The organism is Streptomyces sp. NPDC059398 (assembly GCF_042751845.1).
Classification (GTDB): domain Bacteria; phylum Actinomycetota; class Actinomycetes; order Streptomycetales; family Streptomycetaceae; genus Streptomyces.
The window spans coordinates 18,852-41,615 of record NZ_JBHYWP010000012.1 but is presented as its reverse complement, the minus strand read 5'-3'; the positions used below and the strand labels follow the sequence as shown (position 1 = coordinate 41,615).

Annotated in this window: 22 protein-coding genes; 12 read left to right on the top strand and 10 right to left on the bottom strand. The window is 71.2% G+C overall.

The features are described from left to right. The first annotated feature begins 153 nt into the window (after window positions 1-153). The gene (locus tag ACFXBC_RS06975) at window positions 154-891 is read left to right on the top strand and encodes a S1 family peptidase (protein WP_385019541.1); all 738 of its coding nucleotides are present in this window, start codon (window positions 154-156) and stop codon (window positions 889-891) included. A gap of 51 nt (window positions 892-942) precedes the next feature. On the opposite strand, the gene ACFXBC_RS06970 is transcribed toward ACFXBC_RS06975, so the two are convergent. Both ACFXBC_RS06970 and ACFXBC_RS06965 read right to left on the bottom strand, forming a co-directional pair. Beyond that, window positions 943-1,716, bottom strand: a complete 774-nt coding sequence (locus ACFXBC_RS06970) for a hypothetical protein (RefSeq protein WP_385019539.1) — start codon at window positions 1,714-1,716, stop codon at window positions 943-945. Window positions 1,717-1,885: 169 nt separating this feature from the next. Next, window positions 1,886-2,359: a carboxymuconolactone decarboxylase family protein gene (locus ACFXBC_RS06965; protein WP_385019537.1), complete on the bottom strand. Its 474-nt coding sequence runs from the start codon at window positions 2,357-2,359 to the stop codon at window positions 1,886-1,888. 187 nt (window positions 2,360-2,546) lie between these two features. Between ACFXBC_RS06965 and ACFXBC_RS06960 the strand changes: the two genes are divergently transcribed. Further along, window positions 2,547-2,954, top strand: a complete 408-nt coding sequence (locus tag ACFXBC_RS06960) for a TIGR03618 family F420-dependent PPOX class oxidoreductase (RefSeq protein WP_385019535.1) — start codon at window positions 2,547-2,549, stop codon at window positions 2,952-2,954. A gap of 144 nt (window positions 2,955-3,098) precedes the next feature. Continuing rightward, on the top strand, window positions 3,099-3,476 hold the full coding sequence (locus ACFXBC_RS06955) for a hypothetical protein (RefSeq protein WP_385019533.1): 378 nt from the start codon (window positions 3,099-3,101) through the stop codon (window positions 3,474-3,476). A gap of 7 nt (window positions 3,477-3,483) precedes the next feature. Here the strand turns inward: ACFXBC_RS06955 and ACFXBC_RS06950 are convergent, their stop codons facing one another. Beyond that, window positions 3,484-4,602, bottom strand: a complete 1,119-nt coding sequence (locus tag ACFXBC_RS06950; protein ID WP_385019531.1) for an FAD-dependent oxidoreductase — start codon at window positions 4,600-4,602, stop codon at window positions 3,484-3,486. 139 nt (window positions 4,603-4,741) lie between these two features. Between ACFXBC_RS06950 and ACFXBC_RS06945 the strand changes: the two genes are divergently transcribed. The 3 genes from ACFXBC_RS06945 to ACFXBC_RS06935 all read left to right on the top strand — a co-directional run bounded on the left by ACFXBC_RS06945 (window position 4,742) and on the right by ACFXBC_RS06935 (window position 7,642). After that, complete coding sequence (locus ACFXBC_RS06945; protein WP_385019529.1) at window positions 4,742-5,566, top strand: TetR family transcriptional regulator; 825 nt, start codon at window positions 4,742-4,744, stop codon at window positions 5,564-5,566. A 133-nt stretch (window positions 5,567-5,699) separates the two neighbouring features. Further along, entirely contained in the window at window positions 5,700-6,353 is a 654-nt protein-coding gene (locus ACFXBC_RS06940) for a GntR family transcriptional regulator (RefSeq protein WP_385019528.1), read from the top strand. Continuing rightward, window positions 6,350-7,642: a nitrate/nitrite transporter gene (locus tag ACFXBC_RS06935; RefSeq protein ID WP_385019526.1), complete on the top strand. Its 1,293-nt coding sequence runs from the start codon at window positions 6,350-6,352 to the stop codon at window positions 7,640-7,642. Before ACFXBC_RS06940 ends, ACFXBC_RS06935 begins: the two co-directional genes overlap by 4 nt. Window positions 7,643-7,747: 105 nt before the next feature. Here ACFXBC_RS06935 and ACFXBC_RS06930 read toward each other — a convergent pair whose 3' ends face one another. After that, a complete protein-coding gene (locus ACFXBC_RS06930) occupies window positions 7,748-8,572 on the bottom strand; it encodes a maleylpyruvate isomerase family mycothiol-dependent enzyme (protein ID WP_385019524.1) in 825 nt (274 codons plus the stop codon). Window positions 8,573-8,757: 185 nt separating this feature from the next. On the opposite strand from ACFXBC_RS06930, the gene ACFXBC_RS06925 reads away from it, so the two are divergent. Together ACFXBC_RS06925 and ACFXBC_RS06920 are read left to right on the top strand one after the other, a co-directional pair. Continuing rightward, on the top strand, window positions 8,758-9,561 hold the full coding sequence (locus ACFXBC_RS06925; RefSeq protein WP_385019522.1) for a carbon-nitrogen family hydrolase: 804 nt from the start codon (window positions 8,758-8,760) through the stop codon (window positions 9,559-9,561). 135 nt (window positions 9,562-9,696) lie between these two features. After that, on the top strand, window positions 9,697-10,362 hold the full coding sequence (locus ACFXBC_RS06920; protein ID WP_385019520.1) for a class I SAM-dependent DNA methyltransferase: 666 nt from the start codon (window positions 9,697-9,699) through the stop codon (window positions 10,360-10,362). 90 nt (window positions 10,363-10,452) lie between these two features. On the opposite strand, the gene ACFXBC_RS06915 is transcribed toward ACFXBC_RS06920, so the two are convergent. Then, on the bottom strand, window positions 10,453-10,986 hold the full coding sequence (locus ACFXBC_RS06915) for a VOC family protein (RefSeq protein WP_385019518.1): 534 nt from the start codon (window positions 10,984-10,986) through the stop codon (window positions 10,453-10,455). A gap of 413 nt (window positions 10,987-11,399) precedes the next feature. Here ACFXBC_RS06915 and ACFXBC_RS06910 point away from each other — a divergent pair, with 413 nt between their 5' ends. The 3 genes from ACFXBC_RS06910 to ACFXBC_RS06900 all read left to right on the top strand — a co-directional run bounded on the left by ACFXBC_RS06910 (window position 11,400) and on the right by ACFXBC_RS06900 (window position 13,815). After that, window positions 11,400-11,798 carry a GntR family transcriptional regulator gene (locus ACFXBC_RS06910; RefSeq protein ID WP_385019516.1) on the top strand — a complete coding sequence of 133 codons (399 nt, stop codon included), beginning with the start codon at window positions 11,400-11,402 and terminating at the stop codon, window positions 11,796-11,798. Continuing rightward, the gene (locus ACFXBC_RS06905) at window positions 11,795-12,751 is read left to right on the top strand and encodes an ABC transporter ATP-binding protein (protein ID WP_385019514.1); all 957 of its coding nucleotides are present in this window, start codon (window positions 11,795-11,797) and stop codon (window positions 12,749-12,751) included. Before ACFXBC_RS06910 ends, ACFXBC_RS06905 begins: the two co-directional genes overlap by 4 nt. A gap of 101 nt (window positions 12,752-12,852) precedes the next feature. Then, on the top strand, window positions 12,853-13,815 hold the full coding sequence (locus ACFXBC_RS06900; RefSeq protein ID WP_385019512.1) for a hypothetical protein: 963 nt from the start codon (window positions 12,853-12,855) through the stop codon (window positions 13,813-13,815). A gap of 6 nt (window positions 13,816-13,821) precedes the next feature. Here ACFXBC_RS06900 and ACFXBC_RS06895 read toward each other — a convergent pair whose 3' ends face one another. Beyond that, entirely contained in the window at window positions 13,822-15,618 is a 1,797-nt protein-coding gene (locus tag ACFXBC_RS06895) for a thiamine pyrophosphate-binding protein (RefSeq protein WP_385019510.1), read from the bottom strand. Between the two features lie 4 nt (window positions 15,619-15,622). Beyond that, the gene (locus tag ACFXBC_RS06890) at window positions 15,623-17,200 is read right to left on the bottom strand and encodes an FAD-dependent oxidoreductase (protein ID WP_385019508.1); all 1,578 of its coding nucleotides are present in this window, start codon (window positions 17,198-17,200) and stop codon (window positions 15,623-15,625) included. Between the two features lie 318 nt (window positions 17,201-17,518). On the opposite strand from ACFXBC_RS06890, the gene ACFXBC_RS06885 reads away from it, so the two are divergent. Next, window positions 17,519-18,571: a LacI family DNA-binding transcriptional regulator gene (locus ACFXBC_RS06885; protein ID WP_385019506.1), complete on the top strand. Its 1,053-nt coding sequence runs from the start codon at window positions 17,519-17,521 to the stop codon at window positions 18,569-18,571. Window positions 18,572-18,588: 17 nt separating this feature from the next. Here the strand turns inward: ACFXBC_RS06885 and hisD are convergent, their stop codons facing one another. From hisD to ACFXBC_RS06870, 3 genes are all read right to left on the bottom strand, one after another. Beyond that, window positions 18,589-19,917: a histidinol dehydrogenase gene (gene hisD, locus ACFXBC_RS06880; RefSeq protein ID WP_385019504.1), complete on the bottom strand. Its 1,329-nt coding sequence runs from the start codon at window positions 19,915-19,917 to the stop codon at window positions 18,589-18,591. Window positions 19,918-20,046: 129 nt separating this feature from the next. Continuing rightward, entirely contained in the window at window positions 20,047-21,540 is a 1,494-nt protein-coding gene (locus ACFXBC_RS06875; RefSeq protein ID WP_385019502.1) for a CoA-acylating methylmalonate-semialdehyde dehydrogenase, read from the bottom strand. 47 nt (window positions 21,541-21,587) lie between these two features. Further along, entirely contained in the window at window positions 21,588-22,688 is a 1,101-nt protein-coding gene (locus tag ACFXBC_RS06870; protein WP_385019500.1) for a zinc-binding dehydrogenase, read from the bottom strand. Window positions 22,689-22,764: the final 76 nt, after the last annotated feature.

Here is a 22,764-nt window from a genome sequence, read left to right as displayed (position 1 = left end):
CCTGTCTCGGTTCGGTGTCAGCTTCGAGTGCATCCGGGCGAATCGGCTCCGCGACGCGTCTTACGGGTCAAGGTCGTCCGTCGTGAGACGGCTGGAGCGAGGGCCCGCGTCGCTGGAGCCGTGGGTCCCTCAGAGAGAGGGGAGTTGCTTCGGATGGTGCACCGTCTGCGTGTTCTTCTGCTGGCCGTCTCGCTGCTGATCGCAGGCGGACTGGTGTCAGCCGCACCGGCCTCCGCCGTCATCGGCGGGTCGGTGAGTACCTACGCCCCCTGGGCCGTACGGATGGTGGTCGACGGCAAGCAGGAGTGCACCGGGACCGCGGTCTCGTCGCAGTGGATCATCAGCGCCTCGCACTGCTTCTTCGAGCAGGCGCAGCCGGTCGCCGACTCCCGGATCTCGTTCCGCGTCGGCAACCTGGACGAGCGCAAGGGCGCCACGGTTCATCCCGTACGGGGTAGCCGGGTGGGCAGCGCGAAGGCCGACATGATGCTGATCAAGGTGCAGCCGATGAAGGTCCGGGCGGCGAAGCTCGCCACGGTCGCGGCGCGCCCCGGGCAGCTCGTGCAGCAGTACGGGTGGGGCGCCACCTGCACGGGGGACGAGAACAAATGTCAGTCCCCCGTGGTCAAGCAGTCGAAGCTGCGCGTTCTGCGGTCGGACGACCCGCACTGCGAGGGGTTCGCCGTACCGGGCGGGACGGACTTCTGCGCGCAGAAGGTCTCCGGGATCCCTGCCGGTGGTGACTCCGGAGGCCCGGTGATGACGATCGGCCCGCGCGGCAGCGAGAAGCTCATCGGGGTCTTCTTCGGCTCCGACCGGGCGAAGTACGCGGGGGCCGCCGAGGTCTCCCAGCAGCTCAAGTGGATCCGCTCCGTCATCACCCGGCACTGAGTCCGGCGGGGGAGCTCCAGGGCCGCCCGGACCGGGTCCGGGCGGCTCGCCTCACGGCGAGGTGAAGCCGCTCTCGCCCGGCTTGCGGCAGCTGACGATGTTGGACATCGGGATGTCCCCGAAATAGTCCATCTCCTGGGTCGGGCCGATCGGTCCCATGACCACCACGGTCGCCGACTCCAGCGTCGTGCTGTTGGCGTAGAGGGTCGGCTTGGCCAGGAGCTTGCTCCGCGCGGGCGGTCCGTCGAACCTGTTCAGGCCGGAGACCGAGATCTTGTAGATGTGCCGGTCCGCACTGGCGTAGCCGCCGCACTCCTCGTTGTTCGCCATGGACACCAGCTCCCGCTTGGGGCTCCTGACGTGGGCCTGGGAGTATCCGACCGGGTCGGCGAGGAACGCGCTCAGCTCGCTCTTGGCGTTCGAAGGGCGCCACGCCCGCATGCCGCCCGACTTCCGGAGGGCGTCGGGCGAGCGCGAGTCGGCGCGGAAGAACTCCATGGTGCCCGCCGCCGAGGTGAGCGTGTATCCGTGCGCGGGGGCGGCGGGCTGCGCGGGCCCGGCTTCCTGGTCGTCCCCGGTCCCGGTCCTGTTGCCCGTCAGGCGGGCCGGCTTGGGCGGCACCTCCGGCGCGGGCATCCGCTGCACCGACGGGGCGTGGCCGCAGCCGGCGCCGTGGGTGTGCCGCTCCTCCATGGCGCGGACCACGGCCGCGTTCCCCGCCGAGCGCTGCAGGGCAAGCAGCCCGCCGGGCGCGCCCGGCCTGGTGGTACGCCGCACCGCTCCACGGCTGCTGGCGTTGTCATTCCGTTGTTCCTGCGCGCGCAAGGCGGTTCCTTCCATGGCCGACACCACAGCATTACCGGTACGGACCCTCCCGGAGGAAGGGCCTTGAGGGCACATCCCGGGTCGGTCCGGACCGGACCCGGGGGCATCGCGGGGTGCCCCCGGTCCGGGAGCACCCCGGCCGCACCGCCCCCGGGCCGGGCGTACGTCGTCAGCCGAGCTGTCCTGGACGGTAGTCGCCGCCGGGCTGCCGGATGATGACGTTCCCCCGGTTGAAGGCGTTGATGATGGCGATCAGGCCGACCAGCGCGGCGAGCTGGTCCTCGTCGTAGTGCTTGGCGGCGTTGGCCCAGACTTCGTCCGTGACGCCACCGGCCGCGTCGGCGAGACGGGTGCCCTGCTCGGTCAGCTCCAGCGCCGCCCGCTCGGCCTCGGTGAAGACCGTGGACTCCCGCCAGGCGGCGACGAGATGGAGGCGTACGGCGCTCTCACCGGCCGCGGCGGCGTCCTTGGTGTGCATGTCGAGGCAGCCTCCGCATCCGTTGATCTGGCTCGCGCGGATCTTGACCAGCTCCTGGGTGGCGGCCGGCAGCGACGAGTCCGCGACCGCCTTGTTCGCGGCGATGATGTGCTTCCAGACCTTCGCCGCGACCGGGTTGTCGAACATGTTCATACGGGCCGTCATGGCGCGCTCCTCTGTCGTTGTCTCTGCCGTTGTCGATACCTGCACCGATACGACGGATCAGGCCGGCGCGATGTGACATCGGCGCGGAACACGGGTGCGGGACACCGCAGGACGTACGCCGAAAGTCCGGTTCGACCGGGGCCCCGGACCGAAGCGGGGCGGGGGCTGGGCGGGCTGGGATGGGCGGATGAGCATTCTCACGCGGCATCCGGCCGACCCCGCTGTCCTGGACCGACTGGCCACCGAGCGCACTGTCTGGCTGTGCGGTGTCCGACCCGACGGCTCACCCCATGTGACGCCGGTCTGGTTCGTCTTTCTCCGGGACAGCTGGTGGATCGGCGTGGACAGCGGCTCGGTCAAGGTACGCAATCTCCGGGAGGACCCGCGGGTATCCCTGGCGCTGGAGGACGGCCGGTTCCCCGTCGTGGCGGAGGGCGTTGCCCACCTGCGCCACGACGGGTTCCCCGCCGAGGTGACGGCCGCGTTCGCCGCGAAGTACGCCTGGGACGTCACAGCTCCCCAACGCCCGGACGGGCGACGCGTACTGCTGCATGTCCAGGTCCGGCGCTGGCTGCTGCTCGGCGTCGCGCAGTGATGGCGGAGGCCGAGCGAGGACATCCCAGCACCTGGGGCCTGCGCCGCACGACAGCCTCCCGGGGCCGCCGGTATTGACCGGGCTGGCCAAGTGTGGCGATATTGTGCCCAGTTGAGTGAGACCGGCAGGCATCTGGGGGATTGCGTGAAGACAAATACTGTGTCACGGGGCGCCGCGGTCGCACTCGCGGCGGCGATGGTGCTGTTCGGCGGGGTGGCGGCCCGTGCGGACGACCCCGGCACCGACCCGGCCGGGCCCGGTCCGACCTGCCCGGAGCTGTCCGTCTGCTTCATCAAGGACGGGGCGATCGTGGCCGAGTACCACGAGGTGACGCCCTGGGAGTCGCTGCCGGCCCCGCTGGCCGGCCCCCTCCAGGTGGTCAACAACCGGCCCTGGACGGCCTGGATCGGTGACACCAAGGGCGGCGCGGAGTGCCTTCGGCCCGACTCGGTCAACGACATCTATCTGACCACGATCGACTCCGTACGGGTCACCGAGTCGGACGGGTGCGCAATCGTCTGAGCCGGGGCTACTCGTCCCCGCTGAACATGCTGATCAGGCTCTGCGGTGTCGCGTCACCGAAGAGGATCCCGTGCAGTTCGGTGCCGTCCGCGGCGGCCGCCGCGCTGCGCGGGAACATGGCCTGCTCGTACGAGGTGAGCGCGGCCTCGATGTCGTCGGGGTGCGCGGCGATGGCCTCGCCGAGGTCGGCGCCGTCCAGCATGGCCAGATTGGCGCCCTCGCCGTTCGGCGCCGCGAGGTGGGCGGCGTCGCCGAGCAGGGTCACCCCGGGCACCCGCTCCCACCGGTGCTCCACGGGCAGAGCGTTGAGGGGGCGCAGCACCGGCGCGGACTCGCCGTCGGTGATCAGCGCGGTGATCTCGGGCGCCCAGCCGGTGAACTCCTCGGCGACCCGTGCGGCGGCCGCGGCGGAGTCGGTGAAGTCGATGGCGGCGAACCACTCCTGCGGCTTGGTGAGCGCCACATAGGTGTGGAGGGTCCCGCCGCTCTCGCGGTGCGCCGTGATGCCCTTCCCGGGTGCGAGCACGGACAGCGATCCGGCGCCGACCGTCTTCGCGGTGACCGGGTGGCGGTTGTCGGCGTCGTGGAGATAGGTCTCGACGTACGACATGCCGATGTACTCGGGGGTGGTGGCCGAGAGCAGCGGCCGGACCCGGGACCAGGCGCCGTCCGCGCCGACCAGCAGGTCGGTGACGGTGGTGGTGCCGTCGGCGAACCTCACCTCGTGGCGGCCGTCGCCGAGGGCGCGTACGCCGCTGACCTTGTGGCCCCACCGGACGGTGCCGTCCGGGAGCGATTCGAGCAGGATCCGCCGCAGCTCGCCGCGGAGCACCTCGGGGCGCCCGCGTTCGGTGTCGTCGTCGTACAGGACGGTCCCGTCCGTGGCGAGGATCCGGGTCGCCTCGCGGCCCTCCAGGATGAGGCCCCGGAACTCGTCCGTCAGTTCCGCCGCCCGGAGTGCGGGCTGGCCGTTGTCCTCGTGGATGTCGAGCATGCCGCCCTGGGTGCGTGAGGTGGCGGAGGCCTCCGCCTCGTAGACCGTGGGCCGGATGCCGTGGACGTGCAGGACGCGGGCCAGGGTGAGTCCGCCGAGGCCGGCGCCGATGATCGTGACGTGGCTGGTCATGGGGGTGTCCTTCCGTGGTGCGGGGCGCCGGGCCGGTGTCCCGGTGGCCCTCTGGAATGCTGTTCCACAAATAGCCTGGAACGTCGTTCCAGGGTTGTCAAGCTGGAACGGGGTTCCAGACGTATGTCAGGATGTGTGCATGGCAACGAGGACACGTCGTACGGAGCGACGCGAGGAACCGCTCTCCCGGGAGCGCATCGTCGAGGCCGCGGTCGGGCTCCTCGACTCCGCGGGCGAGGGCGGCCTCACCTTCCGCGCGCTGGCCGAGCACCTGTCCACCGGGCCGGGCGCGATCTACTGGCATGTCACGGGCAAGGGGGAGCTGCTCGACGCGGCCACGGCCGCCGTCCTCGATGCGGCGATGGCCGCTGCGGCGGCCGGTCTCGGTGCCGCGGCTGATCCGGGCGCCGAGGCTGGTCCCGGTGAGGCCGCTGATCCGGGCGCCTCGACTGGTCCCGGTGAGGCCGCCGGCGGTCCCGCTGGGGTCGCCGCCGCTCCCGCCACCGTCGCCGGGGCGACCCCGCAGGAGGCGATCCGCGCCCTCGCCCTCGGTGTGTTCGACGCGATCGATGTCCACCCGTGGGTCGGCACCCAGCTCTCCCGCGCCCCCGGGCAGTCCCCGATGCTGCGGGTCCTGGAGCACATCGGACGCCAGGTCCAGGCGCTGGGCGTGCCGCATGCCGCCCAGTTCACCGCCGCCTCCGCGCTGCTGAACTACATCACCGGAGTGGCCGGGCAGAACGCGGCCAACGCCCGTGCCCACCAGGCGCGTCGGCCGAGTCCGGGCCGTGCCGAGTTCCTCGGTGCGGCGGCGGACGCCTGGGCCGCACTCGACCCCGTCGAGTACCCCTTCACGCGGGGTGTCGCGGACCAGCTGCGCGACCACGACGACCGGGCGGAGTTCCTCGCGGGGATCGACCTGGTCATCGCCGGTATCACCGCGGTGCACCCCCTCCCGGAGTAGCCGCACCCCCACTCGCGGAGTAGCCGCACCCGGAATCCCCCTTCCGTCCGGGCGTCGCCCCCGTACGGGCAGCGGCGTCCCGCCATCCGGACGCCTCTCCCCGACGCATCCCTGTTGTATCTATGCTGTGCGCATGCCCGTCGCCCCGCTGAGACAGCCCCCCGCAGCCGACCGCGTCTACACCCACGTCAAACAGGCCGTGCTCGACCGCCGCTACGAGGGCGGGACGCTCCTCACCGAGGGCGAGCTCGCCGACGCCGTGGGCGTCTCCCGGACGCCCGTACGGGAGGCGCTGCTCAAGCTGGAGGTCGAAGGGCTCATCAAGCTCTACCCCAAGAAGGGCGCCCTGGTCCTCGCCGTCTCCGCGCAGGAGATCCACGACGTGGTCGAGACCCGGCTGCTGGTCGAGGAGTTCGCCGCGCGGAAGGCCGTGCCCGCGCCGCCCCGGCTCATCGAGCGGCTGGCGGAGCTGCTCGACGAGCAGACCGCGCAGGTGGCGGCAGGCGATCTGGCCGCGGCCGCCGTCAGCGACCGCTGCTTCCACGCGGAGATCGTCCGCAGCGCGGGGAACGAGATCCTCTCCCGCCTCTACGACCAGCTGCGCGACCGGCAGCTGCGGATGGGCGTCGCCGTGCTCCACGCGCACCCCGACCGCACCGCCACCACCCTCGCCGAGCACGGCGAGATCCTCGAAGCGCTGCGCGGCGGGAACGCCGACGCCGCCGTCGTGGTCGTCCGCCGGCATGTCACCCGGGTCCGGCACCTGGCCCGGGGGGAGGACCGATGAGCGCGGTGCTGCCCGGCGATCCGCCGGGAGGCAGGCGTGCGGTCACCGTCTGGTGCATCGGCGTCGCCGTCTACTTCGTGGCGATCGTCTTCCGTACCAGCCTGGGCGTGGCCGGTCTGGACGCCGCCGCCCGCTTCCACATCAACGCCTCCGCCCTCTCCACCTTCTCCATCCTCCAACTGCTCGTCTACGCGGGGATGCAGATACCCGTCGGCCTGCTCGTGGACCGGTTCGGCACCAGGAAGGTGCTGACCCTCGGGGTGGTGCTGTTCACGCTGGGCCAGCTCGGCTTCGCGTTCTCGCCCTCGTACTCCACCGCCCTCGCCTCCCGCGCGCTGCTCGGCTGTGGTGACGCCATGACCTTCATCAGCGTGCTGCGGCTCGGCAGCCGCTGGTTCCCCGCCCGGCGCGGCCCGATGATCGCGCAGCTGGCGGGCCTGGTCGGGATGGCCGGGAATCTCGTCTCGACGGTCGTCATCTCCCGTACGCTGCACGGCCTCGGCTGGACCGCCACCTTCGCGGGCAGCTCGCTCGCCGGGGTGCTGGTGCTCGTGGTGATGCTGCTGTTCCTGAAGGACCACCCCGAGGGCTTCGAACCGCCGCCGTCCCCGCACCGGGGAGCCGCGTCCGTGCGCCGGCAGATCGCCGCCGCCTGGCGGGAGCCCGGCACCCGGCTCGGGATGTGGGTGCACTTCACCACGCAGTTCCCGGCGATGTTCTTCCTGCTGCTGTGGGGGATGCCGTTCCTCGTCGAGGCGCAGGGCCTGTCCCGTGCCACCGCGGGCGAGCTGCTCACCCTGATCGTGCTCTCGAACATGGTCGTCGGCCTGGTCTACGGGCAGATCATCGCCCGGCACCAGGGCGCCCGCGCCCCCATCGCGCTCTCCACGGTCGGCGCCACCGCGCTGCTCTGGGCGTCCACCCTCGCCTACCCGGGCTACCACGCGCCGATGTGGCTGCTGCTGACGCTGTGCACGGTGCTCGGCGCCTGCGGCCCGGCCTCGATGATCGGCTTCGACTTCGCACGCCCCGCCAACCCCCCGGAGCGCCAGGGCACCGCGTCCGGCATCGTCAACATGGGCGGATTCATCGCGTCGATGACGACGCTCCTCGCGGTCGGGGTCCTGCTGGACGCGACGGGCGACAACTACCGGATCGCCTTCTGCTCCGTGTTCGTCCTGGAGGCGCTGGGCGCCAGCCAGATCCTCCGGCTGCGGCGGCGGAGCGCACGCCGTGAGAGCGAGCGGCTGGTGACCAGCCGGGTGGAGGCCGTGCACGTCCCGGCGTAACCACGTCGCCGCGTGGCCCCGGGCGTGCGGCCGGTCAGGGCGGGCCGGTCACGGCGGGTCGGCCGCAGCGGGCCGGTCAGGGGGTCACCGGCGCACGACCGCCGGTCAGGGCGTCACCGCGAACGACCCCAGGATCGCCGCGCCCAGCTCCTCGTCGCCCTCGGTCTTGATCTGGTCCATGACCGACGCCGGCCTGACCCGCCCGCAGGCCAGCCGGAAGTACGTCTCCCAGTCCATCGCGATCGTCACGGCGGGCCCCAGCGACGGCGATCCGTCGACCGAGCCCTGCCCTTCGGCGTTCACCCGGACCGTCCGCATGAACTCGACGGCGCCGGTGATGTCGAAGACCACCGCGGTGTTCGGCGGCGCACCCGCCCCTTCCGTGACGACCTTCGGCAGCGCCTCCACGAGGGTGTCCCGCGCCACATAGGCACCCGGCGAGTCCAGATTCCCCGGCCTGCCCAGGGTGGTGCGCAGATCCTGCTCATGCACCCAGACGTCGAACGCACGCATCTGGAGAGCCAGTTCCAGCGTCTGCTCCGCACCGAGCGGCGCGCGGACCAGGGTGTCCGGCTTCCGGGTCTCGTTCCGCAGCTGCCGCGAGCGCCGGATGATCGTGTACTCCAGGTCCGCGAGCATCTCCGGCGATGTGTGGTGGCGCCGCACGTCGACCTGCATCTCCATGTACCGCTCGTGCTCCGTCTTCACATGGAAGAGGTCGCGGGGCAGGGTGTGGATCGGCCGCGGGTCCCCGAGCTGTTCGTTCTCCATGCCGATGATGTGGGAGATGATGTCGCGCACCGACCAGTTGGGGCAGGGCGTCCCGCGGTTCCACTCGCCCTCGACGAGCGGCTTCACCAGCTCGGTTATCGCTTCTGCGGAGTGGGTCCAGGCGTCGGCATAGGTCTGAAGGCTTGGATGGACTGTCACGGGACCCCTCGGAGCGGTGTTCTGCGGTACGGCGGGCGTAGACCTGCTGGTTTTCGAGGCGCTGCTGGGGGTCTGGGGGCATCCCCCGGAAAGGCACAGTACGCTGCCCAGTGGCACCCCGGCAGTGCTTTCGTGTGACGATCGTAGGCCCGCGTTGAAGGCCCGAATGCCAGGACGGTGGTACTGTGCGCGCCTCTCTCCTCCAGATCGCAGTGAATCCTGCGGAATCGCCCGCTTCACGCCGTTTGCGCGTGGCGGATCTCGTACGGGAACAGTCCGGTGCGGACCTCGTCGTCCTGCCCGAACTCTGGTCCGTAGGCGCCTTCGCGTACCAGTCCTTCGAGTCCGAGGCCGAACCGCTGGACGGGCCCACGTACCGGGCAATGGCCCAGGCCGCCCGTGACGCCGGGGTCTGGCTGCACGCGGGCTCGATCGTGGAGCGGGGCCCCGGGGACGCGCTCTACAACACCTCGCTGGTGCTCACCCCCGAGGGCGAACGGGCCGCCGCCTACCGGAAGATCCACCGCTTCGGCTTCGACAAGGGCGAGGCGGTCATGATGGCCGCGGGCGGCGAACTGGTGACGGTGGACCTGCCCGAGACCACGCTCGGCCTGGCCACCTGCTACGACCTCCGCTTCCCCGAACTCTTCCGCGGCCTGACCGACGCGGGCGCCCGCCTCCTGGTCGTCCCCGCGGGCTGGCCGGAGCGCCGCCGCTCGCACTGGACGCTGCTCGCGCAGGCGCGCGCGGTGGAGAACCAGGCGTACGTCCTGGCCTGCGGGTCCGCCGGTACGCACGCGGGCGTGGAGCAGGCGGGCCACAGCATCGTGGTCGACCCCTGGGGCGAGGTGCTCGCCCAGGCGGGCGCGGGCGAGGAGGTCCTCACGGCCGAGATCGACCCGGGACTCGTCGCCACGGTCCGCGAGCAGTTCCCGGCCCTGAAGGACCGGCGGCTGGGGCTCGCCCCGCCTGCGGTCCCGCCGCGCTGACGTCCGGGCCGGGCGGCGGCCTGGGTCCGCCCCCCGGCTGATCCACGGGGCCGGTCCCGCCGTGCGGCCCCGGGCCCCGGCCCCGCCCCGCCCGGGTGGGCAGGGCCCGCCACCCACGACGTACGGAGCGCCGCCATGACCGAACCCGGACCCCGGCCCGAACCCGGCTACCTGCGCACCATCCGCGCGTCCTACGACACCGCCGCGGTCTCCTACGAGGAGATCGTCCGTGACCATCTCGCGAACAGCCCCTACGACCGGGCGATGCTCACCGCCTTCGCCGACCAGGTGCGCACCGACGGCGGTGGCCCGGTGGCCGACATCGGCTGCGGTCCCGGCCGGGTGACGGCGTATCTGGACGCCCTGGGCGTGGACGCGTTCGGTATCGATCTCTCGCCGGGGATGGTCGATGTGGCCCGCCGGGCCTGTCCGGGGCTGCGGTTCGACGTCGGGTCGATGACCGCCCTCGACCTGCCGGACGGCTCGCTCGGCGGCCTGGTCGCCTGGTACTCGATCATCCACCTCCCGCCGGATGTGCTGCCCTCGGTGTTCGCCGGGTTCCACCGGGTGCTCGCGCCTGGCGGCCGGCTGCTGCTCGCCTTCAAGGCCGGTGACGAGGTCCGCCATCTCGGCCGCGGCTACGGCCACGACCTCTCGCTCGACGTCCACTGGCTGCCGCCGGCCCGGGTCGCCGGATGGCTGGCCGATGCCGGGTTCGAGGTCCGCGCCCAGCTGGTACGCGAACCGGACCCGCAGGAGAAGCAGCCGCAGGCGTACCTCCAGGCGACCCGGGGCCGCTGACCGACGAGACGCTCCATGGAGGCCGGGTCCGGTCAAGGCCGCACGGTTGACTCCCTGGGGCCAGGTCCGGCCAAGGCCGCACGGTTGCGGTCAGTGCCAGTTGTTGTTGCTGGTGTGGTCGCCTGCGAGCCAGCGGGCGAGGTCGGCGTGTGCCGTGGCGCGCCGCTCGGCGTCGATCTTCTCCACATCGGGGTGGTCGACCGCGAACTCCAGGATCAGCCCGTTGGGGTCCGTGATGTACAGCGAGACGCAGAAGCCATGGTCGATCACGTGGGCGTTCGCCTCCGGAATCCCGGCCGCGTCGATGCGCTCGCGCATGGCTTCCTGGGTCTCGGCCTCGACCTTGAAGGCGATGTGGCGCAGTGGGGTCGCATTGATGCTGGTCCTGAACTCCTTCTGGTCCTCGGGGTCGGCGAACTGGAAGAAGGCCAGTGCGCTGCCGTCAGCCAGACCGTAGAGGGCATGGCTGTAGACGCGCTCGGCCCCGGACAGCACCTCGCGCTCGGTCCACGTGGCCACCAGGGGCAGGCCGATCACGTCCTCGTAGAAGCGCCGGTTGGCTTCCTGGTCGTCGGTGATCCAGGCGTGGTGGTGGAGGCGGAGGGGCAGGGCGGCCTGTGTCATGTCGGGTCATCTCCGTTGGTCAGGTGGGGTGTCGGGCCGGACCTCCGGGTGGTTGCCGGCTCGTTGACCAGCATGCCGCCAAATCATGTTGAACGTTAAATCAATTTGGGCCATGTTCGTGGACGGGGATGCCGGCTGCCCGATCACCGACCCAACGGGGAGGGATGGGGCGGTCCGCGCCCGCCGAACCGGACCCCCGCCCTTGCCCCCGCCGTGCGGGTCCGCTCCGGGCTGCCGCGCGATCCGTCCGCGCCCGCGCCGGCCGCGTACGCCCTGAGCTGCGCGGGCTGAGCTGCGCGCGTGGGGTCGCCCGGTCCGGGCCCGGGTGGAGCGCCCGGGATATCGCGGACTTGACGTCTCTCCCGTCCCCGTGCGAAGTTTCACTAGTCAATTAGTGAAAGAGGGTGCGCCTGGTGGCCGACCACCATGTCGAATACCGCATCGACCGCCACAGCGGCATCCCCGCCTATCTCCAGATCGTCCAGCAGACCCAGCAGGCGCTGCGCCTGCGCCTCCTCGAACCGGGGGACAAGCTCCCCACGGCGCGTGAGGTCGTCGAGATCACGGCCATCAACCCGAACACCGTGCTCAAGGCCTACCGCGAGCTGGAGCGCTCGGGCCTGGTCGAGGCGCGGCGGGGTGTGGGCACGTTCGTGCGCGGCACGCTCGACGGCACCGGCGCCGACTCGGCCTTCCGCGCGGAGCTGGACGGCTGGGCCCAGCGGGCCCGCGCCGCCGGTGTCGGCCGGGAGAGCGCCGCCGCGCTTCTCACTTCGGTACTGGACGAGCACTTCCCGAAGGGGGATCAGTGAGCACCACCAGCAGTTCCCCGGCCGCGATCGCGGCGACCGGCCTCACGCTGCGCCGCGGGCGCGGCCGACGTGCGGCACTCGCCCTGGAGGACTGCTCCTTCCGGGTCCCCGCGGGCAGCGTCTGCGCGCTGGTAGGTCCCAACGGCGCGGGCAAGTCCACGCTCCTGCACGTACTCGCCGGCCTGATCAGGCCGGACGGCGGCCCCGCAACCGGAACCCTCCCGGACGCCGCCTCCGGAGCGGGCCCCGTCACCGTGCTGGGCGCCGCGCCCGGCGTCCACCGCGACAGGGTCGGCTACCTGGACCAGGAGCAGCCGCTCTACGGCCACCTCTCGGTCGCCGACACCCTCGCGCTGGGCGCCCGTCTCAACGCGGGCCGCTGGGATGCCACTTATGCCGACCGGATCGTCGAACAGGGCAGCATCGACCCGCGGCGCAAGGTCCGCGGACTCTCCGGCGGCCAGCGCACCCGGGTGGCACTCGCCCTCACCCTGGGGAAGCGGCCCGACCTCCTGCTGCTGGACGAACCGATGGCCGAGCTGGACCCGCCGGCCCGTCAGCAGCTGATGGGGCTGCTGCTGGCCGACGCCGCCGAGAACGGCACCAGCATCCTGTTCTCCTCGCACATCGTCTCCGAACTCTCCTACTCCTGCGACCACTTGCTGCTCCTCGACGGCGGACATGTCCGCCTGGGCGGATCCGTCGAAGCGCTGCTCGCCGCACACACCCTGGTCACCGGCCGGGACACCGGCCTGGCCCCGCACACGGTGGTGGAGTCCCGCCCCACCGGCCGCGGCCTCACCGCGCTGATCCGCCCCCGCGGCCCGCTCGCGGGCACCTGGCAGACCCAGAAACCCACCCTGGAAGAGCTGCTGCTGGCCCATCTCCGTACACCGTCGGCCCCGGCGCTCCTCACCCCGGACATGCGGGGGGACACCACGGCCGCCGCCTGACCGCACCGGTCCCGCCGACCGCACGCCTCCGGTACCCCGTCACCCAAGTCAGCTCCCCCCCCCACACACCACCGTCCCACCGCAGCTCACAAGGACTCCTCATGACCACCGCTCCCGTGGACCAACACGCCCCCACGCCCTCGCTCCGACCGTCCGCCCTCGACCTGCTCCGGGCCGAACTGCGGCTGCACCGGGCAGCGCTGTGGTGCTGGGCGGCCTTCGTGGTCGTCACCGCCGGGCTGCTGCTCTGGCTGTGCGGCCCCGGCGCGAACGCCACCCAGAAGATGTTCGACAGGTTCGGCTACGCCGGGGTGCAGGAAGACGCCTGGAAGGGCGCGTTCCACAGCGCCGTCCCGTTCTTCTCGGGCACGTACAACGACCTCTTCTACGATCCGGCCACCCTGATCAGCATCGCCACCTTCTGCGTGGCCGTCTTCGCGGCCGGCCCGCTGATCGGCCGCGAACTGGAGAGCGGCACCACCAGGCTTGCCTGGTCCCAGTCCGTATCCCCGGCCCGCTGGCTCGCCGCCAAGCTCGCCGTCCCCGCTCTGGTGACCACCGTGAGCACCGGTCTGCTGATCCTGCTCTACCGGCTGCTGTGGTCCTCCCACAGCGACCTGCTGCGGGCCGGATACGACCCCCGCCACCTGTACTTCTCCATCGGCCCTTCCACAGTCCTCGCCCCGCTCCTCGCCCTCGCGATCGGCGCGCTCTGCGGGATGCTGCTGCGCCGTATGCTGCCCGCCATGGCTGTCGCGGCCGTCGTCCAGTACGCGGTGACAGCCGTCCGCAGCGGTCTGTGGCCCTTCCAGCGTGCGTGGCAGGTGCCCGACCTCTCCGTGGACAGCCGGGCGATCACCTCCACCGGCGCCCGGATCACCGACCCCGAGTGCTACGACAACGCGCGGTGCCTCGCCCAGCACCACGTGACCGGCTTCACCCGCACCTATCTCCCGTCAGCCGACTTCTGGCCCCGCCAGCTGATGGAGTGCGGCGTCCTCGTCATCCTGGCCGCGCTCGCGGTCGCCGTCGCTTTCCGGGTACTGAAGCGCCGTACGGCCTGAGCCACGTCAGAAGCCGCGCCGGGACACGTAGTCGTCGCGGGTCTCACCGTGGTAGGCGGGCACGGTGATGTCCCACCAGCCGGTGGGGTGCATCTCCGTCCAGGGCAGTTCATGGGCGCTCATCGCCTCGATGACGACCGGGCCCCGAGTCCCGAAGGCACGGCGCACGGCGTCCGCGAGCTCGGCCGGGTCCTCGACGCGCTCGGCCGTACAACCCAGGGACCGCGCGAACTCGGTGATATCGGCGAAGTACGGCTTGCCGTCCTTGGTGGTCCAGCCGCTCACGATCTGGCGCTCCTGGCCGAAGAGGCTGATCTGGAGGTCCTTGATGGCCTCCCAGCCGCCGTTGTTGAGCACGACCACGACGAGCGGCAGATCGAGCATGACAGCGGTGGCCAGTTCGGTGCCGGTCTGCAGGAAGCTGCCGTCACCGACGAGGGCCAGGACGGGCCGGTCGCCCACGGCGACCTGGGCGCCGACCGCGGCGGGCAGGCCGAATCCGATGCCGGACATGCCGCCCGCCACGATGTTGGTGCGCGGCCCGTGGACGGGGAACTCGTTGAAGGCCTGGTTGGCGGGGTTGCTGGAGTCGGTGACCAGGATGCCCTCGCGCGGGAGCGCCTCGCGGATCTCCACCATGGCCCGCGAGTTGGTCATCGGCAGGTGGTCGGTTGTCCGCATCGGCCGCAGGTGCTCCTCCCACTGGGCCTTGAGGTCCCGCAGTTCGGCGAAGTAGGCGGAGGAGCGCCAGTCCGGGGCCTCGCCCAGCTGGTTCAGCTCGCCGAGCAGCGAGGTGAGGCAGGCCCTGGCATCACCCACGATCCCGACCTCGGCGGGATAGTTGCGGCCGATCTCGAAGCCGTCGATGTCGATCTGGACGAGCTTGGTGTCCGGGATGTTGAAGGTGACGCCCGGCTTGTACGAGGAGGTGATGCGGTCGCTGAAGCGGCAGCCGACCGCGAGGATCACGTCGGCGGTGCGTGTGACGCCGTTGCCGGAGATCGACCCCATGTCGCCACAGGGCCAGGCGTACAGGTCGTGGTCGGCGGGGAAAGCGCCCTTGCCCATGAAGGAGTGGGTGACCGGGGCCCCCAGACGTTCGGCGACGGCGAGCAGTTCGGCGGTGGCCTCCGCCGCGATGACACCGCCGCCGGCCAGGATGACCGGGCGCTCGGCGGCGGCCAGGAGCGCGGCGGCCTCGGCGATGCGCTCGGGGTCGCCGGCGGTGCGGCCGTGCGCGCGGCGCATCCGGGGCTGCCCGGGTTCGTAGTCGCCGTACTCGGCCTGCAGGTCCTGGGGGATGTCGAGCAGGACGGGGCCGCGGCGGCCTTCGTACATGGTGTTGAAGGCCTGGGCCAGCACGGTGGGGAGCTGGTCGACGCGGCTGGGCTGCCACCACCGCTTGACGACGGGCTCGGCCATACGGGGAAAGTTGTTGCCGTGCGGGCGGTCGATCTCCTGCAGGACGCCGTGGTTCTCCATGTAGGTGTGCACGGCGCCGGTGATCAGCAGGAACGGCTGCGAGTCGGCGAACGCGGTCGTCAGCCCGGTGAGGGTGTTGGTCGCCCCCGGGCCGATGGACGTACAGCAGGCGGCGATCCTGCCGGTGGCCCGGTAGTGGCCGTCGGCCATGTGGGCGGCGCCCTGTTCGTGCATGGCCGGGATGACTTCGATCTCGTCCTTGCGGTCGACGAAGGCGTCGATGAGGGCGGTGTTGCCGTGCCCGGGGACGGCGAAGACCTTCTCGACGCCTTCGCGGATCAGGTAATCGACGACGATCTGGCCGCCGGTGAGCCTGGACATGTCTCTACCTCTTGGTCGGGTGCTGGGCGGGGGCTGCTTGCTGGGTGGTTCCGGTGATGCGGTCGGCGACGCGCAGTGCGTTCGCGGCGATGGTCAGCGCCGGATTCATCACCGGCAGCGACGGGAAGAAGGACGAGTCGACGACGTAGAGGTTCTCGACGTCGTGGGAACGGCAGTCGGCATCCAGGGCGGAGTCGGCCGCGTCGGCGCCGGAGCGGACGGTGCCCGCCTGGTGCGAGTTCACTTCGATGCCGGTGCCCTGACTGAAGACCAGCGGGTACCCCATGCGGCGCAGGATCTTCTTCGTCTCCCGGACCAGGACCTCGTGCGCGCGGACGTTGTTGGGCTTCCAGGCGACCTGGATGCCGCCCTCGGGCGTCAGGGTGATGCGGTTCCGCGGATCGGGCAGGTCCTCGGTGAACAGCCACCAGTCGAGACTGCGGTGGGCGGCGTAGCCGAGCGCCCACTGGGGGATGCCGGGGCGCTGGCCGGCCAGCATCTCCGCCTGGAGCTTGCCGATGAGCTGGACGTGTCCGAGCGGGTAGGGGTGGTCGTCCGTTCCCCTGGTGTAGAAGTCGTTGAAGTAGAGGGTCTTCTGGAACTCGACGTTGTTCTTCCGGGTGGGGTGGACGGCGACCATGACGGTGTTGTTGTGCACCATGTAGTGGCGTCCGACCGTGCCGGAGGAGTTGGCGAGGCCGTCGGGGTGCCGCTCGTTGGCCGAACGGAGCAGCAGGGCGGCCGAGTTGACAGCGCCGGCGGACACGACGACGGTGTCGGCGCCGACGCTGACCGACGCCCCGTTGTGCGTCAGCTCGACGCCGGTCGCCCGTCGGCCGGAGTCGTCGGTGCGGACGCGGGTGACGTGGGCGTTGGTGACCAGCTCCACGGAGCCGGACGCCAGGGCGGGGCGGACGAAGGTGACGTCGGCGTCGGACTTGGCCAGGACGCGGCAGGGGAAACCGTCGCAGAAGGCGCAGCGGATGCAGCGTCCGCCGTCGCGCAGGTCGATGCCGATCGGGAGGTTCGACGGGGTGAGCCCCATCCGGGTCAGGGCGTCGGCGGCTTCCTGGACCGTGCCCTCGTGCCCGAGCGGCGGGTAGGGGAAGGGCTCGGACCGCTTCAGCGTGGGGTCGTCGTGCTGGTCGCCGTGGACCCGCAGCAGCTCCTCGGCGCGCAGGTAGTAGGGCTGCAGGTCCTCGTACCGGAAGAGCCACTCCGGCGACGTGCCGTCGGCGTGCTCGGTGGCCTTGAAGTCCTCGCGGCGGAAGCGGACCAGTGAGGAGCCGTAGAGCTTGGTGTTTCCGCCGACGTAGTAGTAGTTGCCGGGCGTGAAGGCCCTGCCGTCGACGCCGTACCACTGCTCCGCGTTCTGATAGCGCTTGCGCCGGAAGACGGCTCCGGCGTCCCAGTTCTGCTTCTCCTGCGGCAGGAAGTCGCCGCGTTCGACGAGCAGCACGCTGGCCCCGGTGTCCTTGAGCGCGTACGCCATGGCGCCGCCGCCCATGCCGGAGCCGACGATCACGAAGTCGTAGCGCGTCCTGGTGGGGCCGCCGTCGGGGGGAGTTCGTTTTCCACTCATGGGAGTTCATCCCTCGCTGGAGATCTGGAGTGTGCGGAGGACCTGCTGCAGAACAGGGGGAGGGCGTCGGCCGAGGTGCGGAAGCCGTTGCTCCGACGTCACCGGGAGGGGTGTCCGCCGACCGGAGGGGCGGCGCGACCACCCTTTGGTTATTCGATTAACTACTTTGGTTATTCGATTAACTAGAGGCGAGGTTAACACCGCGACCTGCGCTGTCAACCGCTGCGCGGGCCCGGACCGATGCCCTGTGAACAGGGGTGCCTCGGTAAGGTTGACCGTGCGCCGGGCGAGCGAGGGGAAGCGGGGACCGTGGTCACGATGCGAGATGTCGCCCAGGCGGCAGGCGTCTCCCAGGCGGCGATCTCGTACGCCTACAACCGGCCGGAGAAGCTCTCGGCCGCCCAGCGGGAGCGCATCCTCCAGGTCGCTGACCGGCTCGGCTACGTCGGTCCCCATTCGGCAGGCCGGACCCTGCGCACGGGGCAGGTCGGCGCCATCGGCCTGATGATCACCGACTCGCTGCCGTACGCCTTCGACGACCCCGCCACCAGCGCCCTCCTCAAGGGGATCTCCGAGGCGGGAGAAGTGGCGGAGACCGCGCTCACCCTGCTGCCGTGCCCGCTGGAGTCGGACCAGCCGGCGCAGCGCTCGGGGGTGGTGCTGCGGGGTCTGGTCGACGGCTTCCTGGCCTATGCGATGCCGGAGGGCCACCCCGCGGTGGAGACCGTGCTGCGCAGGAAGCTGCCGGTGGTGGTCATCGACGGGCCGAACCCGGGCGGGCTGGCGTGGATCGGCGTCCGGGACCGGGAGGCCGCCCGCTCGGCCGCCGCCCACGTGCTCGCCCTGGGGCACCGGTCGGTCGGGATTCTCGTCGACCGGCTGGTGCCCGACGGGCACCGCGGTCCGGTGTCCCCCGCCAGGCGCCGCCAGGCACGCGACCGGGTCATGCGGGAGCGGCTGGCGGGTTTCGCCGCAGCCTTCCGTGCGGCCGGTGTGCCCTGGGCGTCGGCCACCGTGATCGAGGCAGGCGGCTTCAACGAAGCCGCCTCCGTTTCGGCCGCCGAAGCCCTGCTCGACGCCGGGCCGGTGACGGCCGTGCTCGCCGCCACGGATGTCCTCGCTCTGGCCACGATGGGCGTGGCGCGCGGCCGCGGCCTGAGCATTCCCGGGGACCTCTCGGTGACCGGCTTCGACGATCTTCCTGCGGCGGCCGGGGCCCGACTGACCACGGTGCGACAGCCGTTGGTCGACAAGGGACGTCAGGCCGCCCGGTTGCTGCTCGATGTCATCGAGGGCGGAGAGCCGCAGGAGATCTTCCTGCCGACCGAACTGGTCGTGCGCGGTACGACAGCTCCGCCCGGACATCGCTGAGACCTCGGCGGACACGGCTACCGCCGGGTTCCGCCGGGACGGACGTCCCGGTCGGTCCACGACAGGGGAGTCCCACCGTGGCGCGCGGCCCGCAGATCGCCCGAGCGGGCGTGCCCCTCGAAGTTCTCCAGCCGCGAGGCGCGGCCGCAGATCTCCCCCAGCAGCGCGCTGCTGGCCTTGTCCCTGACCTCCTGGTAGGTGACGGTCTTGAGGTACTTGCCGACCCACAGGCCGCCGGTGTAGCGGGCGGCGCCCATGGTCGGCAGGACATGGTTGGTGCCGATCACCTTGTCGCCGTAGGGCACGCAGGTGTCCTGGCCCAGGAAGAGCGCACCGTAGTCACGCATGCCGGTGAGGGCGTCGCGGGGCTCGGCGGTGAAGATCTGTACGTGCTCGCTGGCGTAGGTGTCGGCCAGGGCGAAGGCCTCTTCCTGGCTCTCGACGAGGATGACCTCGCCGTGGTCACGCCATGCGGCACCGGCGACCTTTCCGGTGGGCAGTCCCGGCAGCAGTTCCTCGACGTACTCAAGGGTGCGCCGGCCGACCTCGGGGGAAGTGGTGATGAGCACCGCGGGGGAGTCGGGGCCGTGCTCCGCCTGGCTGAGCAGGTCGACGGCGACCGTGAAGGGGTCGGCGGTCTCGTCGGCGACGATGAGGACCTCGGTGGGGCCCGCGAACAGGTCGATGCCGACCTCGCCGTACAACTGCCGCTTCGCCTCGGCGACATAGGCGTTCCCGGGACCGGCCAGCATGTTGACCGGGGCGATCGTCTCGGTGCCCAGGGCGAGCGCGGCCACCGCCTGGACCCCGCCGAGCACGTAGATCTCCTCGGCGCCGGCCAGATGCATCGCGGCAACGCTGACGGGCGGCGGCGTGCCCTGGTTGGGCGGGGTGGTGGCGGCCACGCGCGCCACGCCCGCGACCTTCGCCGTCACGATCGTCATGTGGGCCGAGGCCGTCAGCGGGTAGCGTCCGCCGGGCACATAGGCCCCCGCCGCGGTGACGGGTATGTTGCGCTGCCCCAGGAACACACCGGGCAGGGGCTCGGTCTCGAAGTCGTGGAGCGAGTCACGCTGCGCCTGGGCGAAGTTCTGCACCTGCTGCTGTACGAAACGCAGGTCGTCCAGGACGGAGGTGGGCACTGTGGAGACGATGGAGTGGATCTCCTGCGGGCTGAGCCGATAGGAGTCCCGGGCCCAGGAGTCGAACTTGGCGGAGTACCGGCGGACGGCGTCGTCGCCGTCGGCCCGCACATCGGCGATGACCTCGGCCACGGTGTCGACGACATCCGGGCGGCTGGCGCGGACCGTGTTCTTGGCCGGCGCGGACTTGAGAACGACAGGCACGGCTGCGTCTCCTCGTGTTTCGGAGCGGACAAGCCACAGGGCTCGGCCGGAGGGCGGGAAGGGGGCGGAGTCAGCGCCGTCCACGGATCAGCGGCCGGCGATGCGGCCCGGCTGACGGACGTGCCTGTCTCAGGCGTTCTGCGGGAAGCCGAGGTTGATGCCGCCATGGCTGGGGTCGAGCCAGCGGGACGTGATCACCTTGCCCCGGGTGAAGAAGTGGACGCCGTCGGTGCCGTGAGCGTGGCTGTCGCCGAACAGCGAGTGCTTCCACCCGCCGAAGGAGTAGTAGGCCATCGGGACCGGAATCGGCACGTTGATGCCGACCATGCCGACCTTGATCTCCTGGGAGAACCGCCGTGCGGCGCCACCGTCGTTGGTGAAGACCGCGGTCCCGTTGCCGTACGGGCCGGCGTTGACGAGCCGCACGGCCTCGTCGTACGAGTCGACCCTGACCACCGAGAGCACCGGGCCGAAGATCTCGTCGGTGTAGATGCTCATGCCGGTGGTGACATGGTCGAAGAGCGTGGGGCCGACGAAGAAGCCCTCGCCCTCCGCGTCGGGCCGGACGGTGCGGCCGTCCACGACGACCGAGGCGCCCGCCTTCTCCCCGGCGTCGATGTAGCCGGAGACGCGCTGCCGGGCCTGGGCGGTGATCAGCGGGCCCATGTCGCAGCCGCGGGTGCCGTCGCCGGTGCGCAGCTTCGACGTGCGCTCCTTGATCTTCGCGACCAGTTCGTCGGCGATACCGCCGACCGCGACCACCGCGGAGATGGCCATGCAGCGTTCGCCGGCCGAGCCGAAGCCGGCGTTGATCGCCTGGTCGGCTGCCAGGCCGAGGTCCGCGTCGGGCAGGACGATCATGTGGTTCTTGGCGCCGCCCAGCGCCTGGACACGCTTGCCGTGCGCGGCGGCCGTCCCGTACACGTACCGGGCGATGGGAGTGGACCCCACGAACGAGATGGAGTCCACGTCCGGGTGCGTGAGCAGACCGTCCACGGCGGTCTTGTCACCGTTCAGGACGTTGAACACGCCGTCGGGCAGCCCGGCCTCCTTCCACAGCTCCGCCAGCCACAGGGCGGCGCTCGGCACCCTCTCGCTGGGCTTGAGTACGACGGTGTTCCCGGCCGCGATGGCGATCGGGAAGAACCACAGGGGGACCATGGCCGGGAAGTTGAAGGGCGTGATGATGCCGACGACGCCCAGCGGCTGGCGCACGGAGTGGACGTCGACGCGAGTGGAGGCGTTCTCGGTGAACCCGCCCTTGAGGAGGTGTGCGATGCCGCACGCGAACTCGACGACCTCCTGGCCGCGGCTGACCTCGCCGAGTGCGTCGGAGAGCACCTTGCCGTGCTCCGACGTGATGATCTCGGCGAGCTCGGGCTTGCGCTCGTTCAGCAGTTCGCGGAAGCGGAAGAGGACGCGGGTGCGCGCCGCCAGCGAGGTGTCACGCCAGGCCGGGAAGGCCGCGGCGGCGGCGCCGATGATCTCGTTGACGTCGCTCTCGTCGGCGAGGGCGAGGCGGGCAGTGGTCTCGCCTGTCGCGGGGTTGGTGACGTCGGCGAAACGGTCGGCGGCGCCTTCGTGGACGCTGCCGTTTCGCCAGTGGTGCAGGGTGAGTGCCATGTTCTGAGTCCCTTGCTGGTACGGGTGGGAGCGGGGCCGGACACGGCCTAGACCTGGACCTCGATGAGGGCGCGGCCGACGATCTTTCCTTCGCTGAGCAGGCGGTAGGCCTCGTCGGCGCGTTCCAGCGGGAAGCGCCGGCTGATGAGCGCCCCGGGGTCGAGCCGGCCGTCGGCCACGAGTTGTCCCAGGTGGGCCAGGTCGCTGCGGGGCCTTCCGCCGAAGGAGCCGCAGATCTGGATCTTGCGGCGGACGATCCGCGTGATCTCGACCTCGGCGGTGCGGCCGGCGGGCGCGATCCCGATCACCACGCACCGGCCGCCGTCGGCGGCCATCTCGGTGGCCTGCCGGAAGGTGGCGGGCTGCCCAATGGCCTCAAGGACGAGGCTGGATCCTCCGCCCGTGATGTCGCGGACCGCTTCGACCGCGTCGGTCGTGGAGGCGTTGACCACTTCCGTCGCTCCCAGACGCAGGGCGGCGCCGAGCCGGTCGTCGGCGATGTCGACGGCGACGATCCGGCCGGCTCCCAGCGCCTTGGCCACCGCCACCGCGCTGAGACCGACGCCTCCGGCGCCGATGATCACGACTGGAGCGCCCTGGCGGAGTTCTCCCACGTGGACCAGCGCGCCGTAGGCGGTGAGAAACGCACAGCCGAGGATCGCCGAGTCCTTGAGGTGGCTGCCGGAGGGGAGCGGGGCCGCACCGAGCGCGGGCAGTACGGCGTACTCGGCCAGTCCGGCCATCGAGTACATCCAGACGGGGTCGCCATTCGCGTCGAACAAGCGCGTAGTGCCGTCGTAGAGCGTGCCCTTGAGTCGGTTGTGCGCGAAGAAGGGCTCGCACAGCTCTTCGCGTCCCGACGTACACATGGCGCAGGCTCCGCACGGCATGATGAAGGCGCCGACGACGCTCTGGCCTTCGCCGAGGTGCTCGACGCCGGCTCCCACCTCGGCCACCGTGCCGGAGATCTCATGGCCGAAAACCGCGGGAAAGGGGAAGGCGACAGAGCCGTCCTGGACATGGAGATCCGTGTGGCAGACGCCGCAGGCCGCGACCCGCACCAAGATCTCTCCCGGCCCGGGGCGGGGGGTGCGCAGGTCGGCCATGTCGAATGATCCGGACGGTCGGGAGACAACAGCGGCTCTCATGGGTCCTCCTGGAAGGGGCTCTCACGCTGCGTGTTCGCGTGTGGGGCACCATGTGCGTGACGGCTGCAGGGAGCTG

What these genes read in the sequence shown, in the direction of transcription:
- ACFXBC_RS06920 (WP_385019520.1), top strand. Translation starts at nt 9,697, where the DNA reads ATGACCGAACCCGGACCCCGGCCCGAACCCGGCTACCTGCGCACCATC.
- ACFXBC_RS06935 (WP_385019526.1), top strand. Translation starts at nt 6,350, where the DNA reads ATGAGCGCGGTGCTGCCCGGCGATCCGCCGGGAGGCAGGCGTGCGGTC.
- ACFXBC_RS06870 (WP_385019500.1), bottom strand. Translation starts at nt 22,688, where the DNA reads ATGAGAGCCGCTGTTGTCTCCCGACCGTCCGGATCATTCGACATGGCC.
- ACFXBC_RS06940 (WP_385019528.1), top strand. Translation starts at nt 5,700, where the DNA reads ATGCCCGTCGCCCCGCTGAGACAGCCCCCCGCAGCCGACCGCGTCTAC.
- ACFXBC_RS06900 (WP_385019512.1), top strand. Translation starts at nt 12,853, where the DNA reads ATGACCACCGCTCCCGTGGACCAACACGCCCCCACGCCCTCGCTCCGA.
- ACFXBC_RS06960 (WP_385019535.1), top strand. Translation starts at nt 2,547, where the DNA reads ATGAGCATTCTCACGCGGCATCCGGCCGACCCCGCTGTCCTGGACCGA.
- ACFXBC_RS06965 (WP_385019537.1), bottom strand. Translation starts at nt 2,359, where the DNA reads ATGACGGCCCGTATGAACATGTTCGACAACCCGGTCGCGGCGAAGGTC.
- ACFXBC_RS06975 (WP_385019541.1), top strand. Translation starts at nt 154, where the DNA reads ATGGTGCACCGTCTGCGTGTTCTTCTGCTGGCCGTCTCGCTGCTGATC.
- ACFXBC_RS06915 (WP_385019518.1), bottom strand. Translation starts at nt 10,986, where the DNA reads ATGACACAGGCCGCCCTGCCCCTCCGCCTCCACCACCACGCCTGGATC.
- ACFXBC_RS06895 (WP_385019510.1), bottom strand. Translation starts at nt 15,618, where the DNA reads ATGTCCAGGCTCACCGGCGGCCAGATCGTCGTCGATTACCTGATCCGC.
- ACFXBC_RS06950 (WP_385019531.1), bottom strand. Translation starts at nt 4,602, where the DNA reads ATGACCAGCCACGTCACGATCATCGGCGCCGGCCTCGGCGGACTCACC.
- ACFXBC_RS06890 (WP_385019508.1), bottom strand. Translation starts at nt 17,200, where the DNA reads ATGAGTGGAAAACGAACTCCCCCCGACGGCGGCCCCACCAGGACGCGC.
- ACFXBC_RS06885 (WP_385019506.1), top strand. Translation starts at nt 17,519, where the DNA reads ATGCGAGATGTCGCCCAGGCGGCAGGCGTCTCCCAGGCGGCGATCTCG.
- ACFXBC_RS06945 (WP_385019529.1), top strand. Translation starts at nt 4,742, where the DNA reads ATGGCAACGAGGACACGTCGTACGGAGCGACGCGAGGAACCGCTCTCC.
- ACFXBC_RS06875 (WP_385019502.1), bottom strand. Translation starts at nt 21,540, where the DNA reads ATGGCACTCACCCTGCACCACTGGCGAAACGGCAGCGTCCACGAAGGC.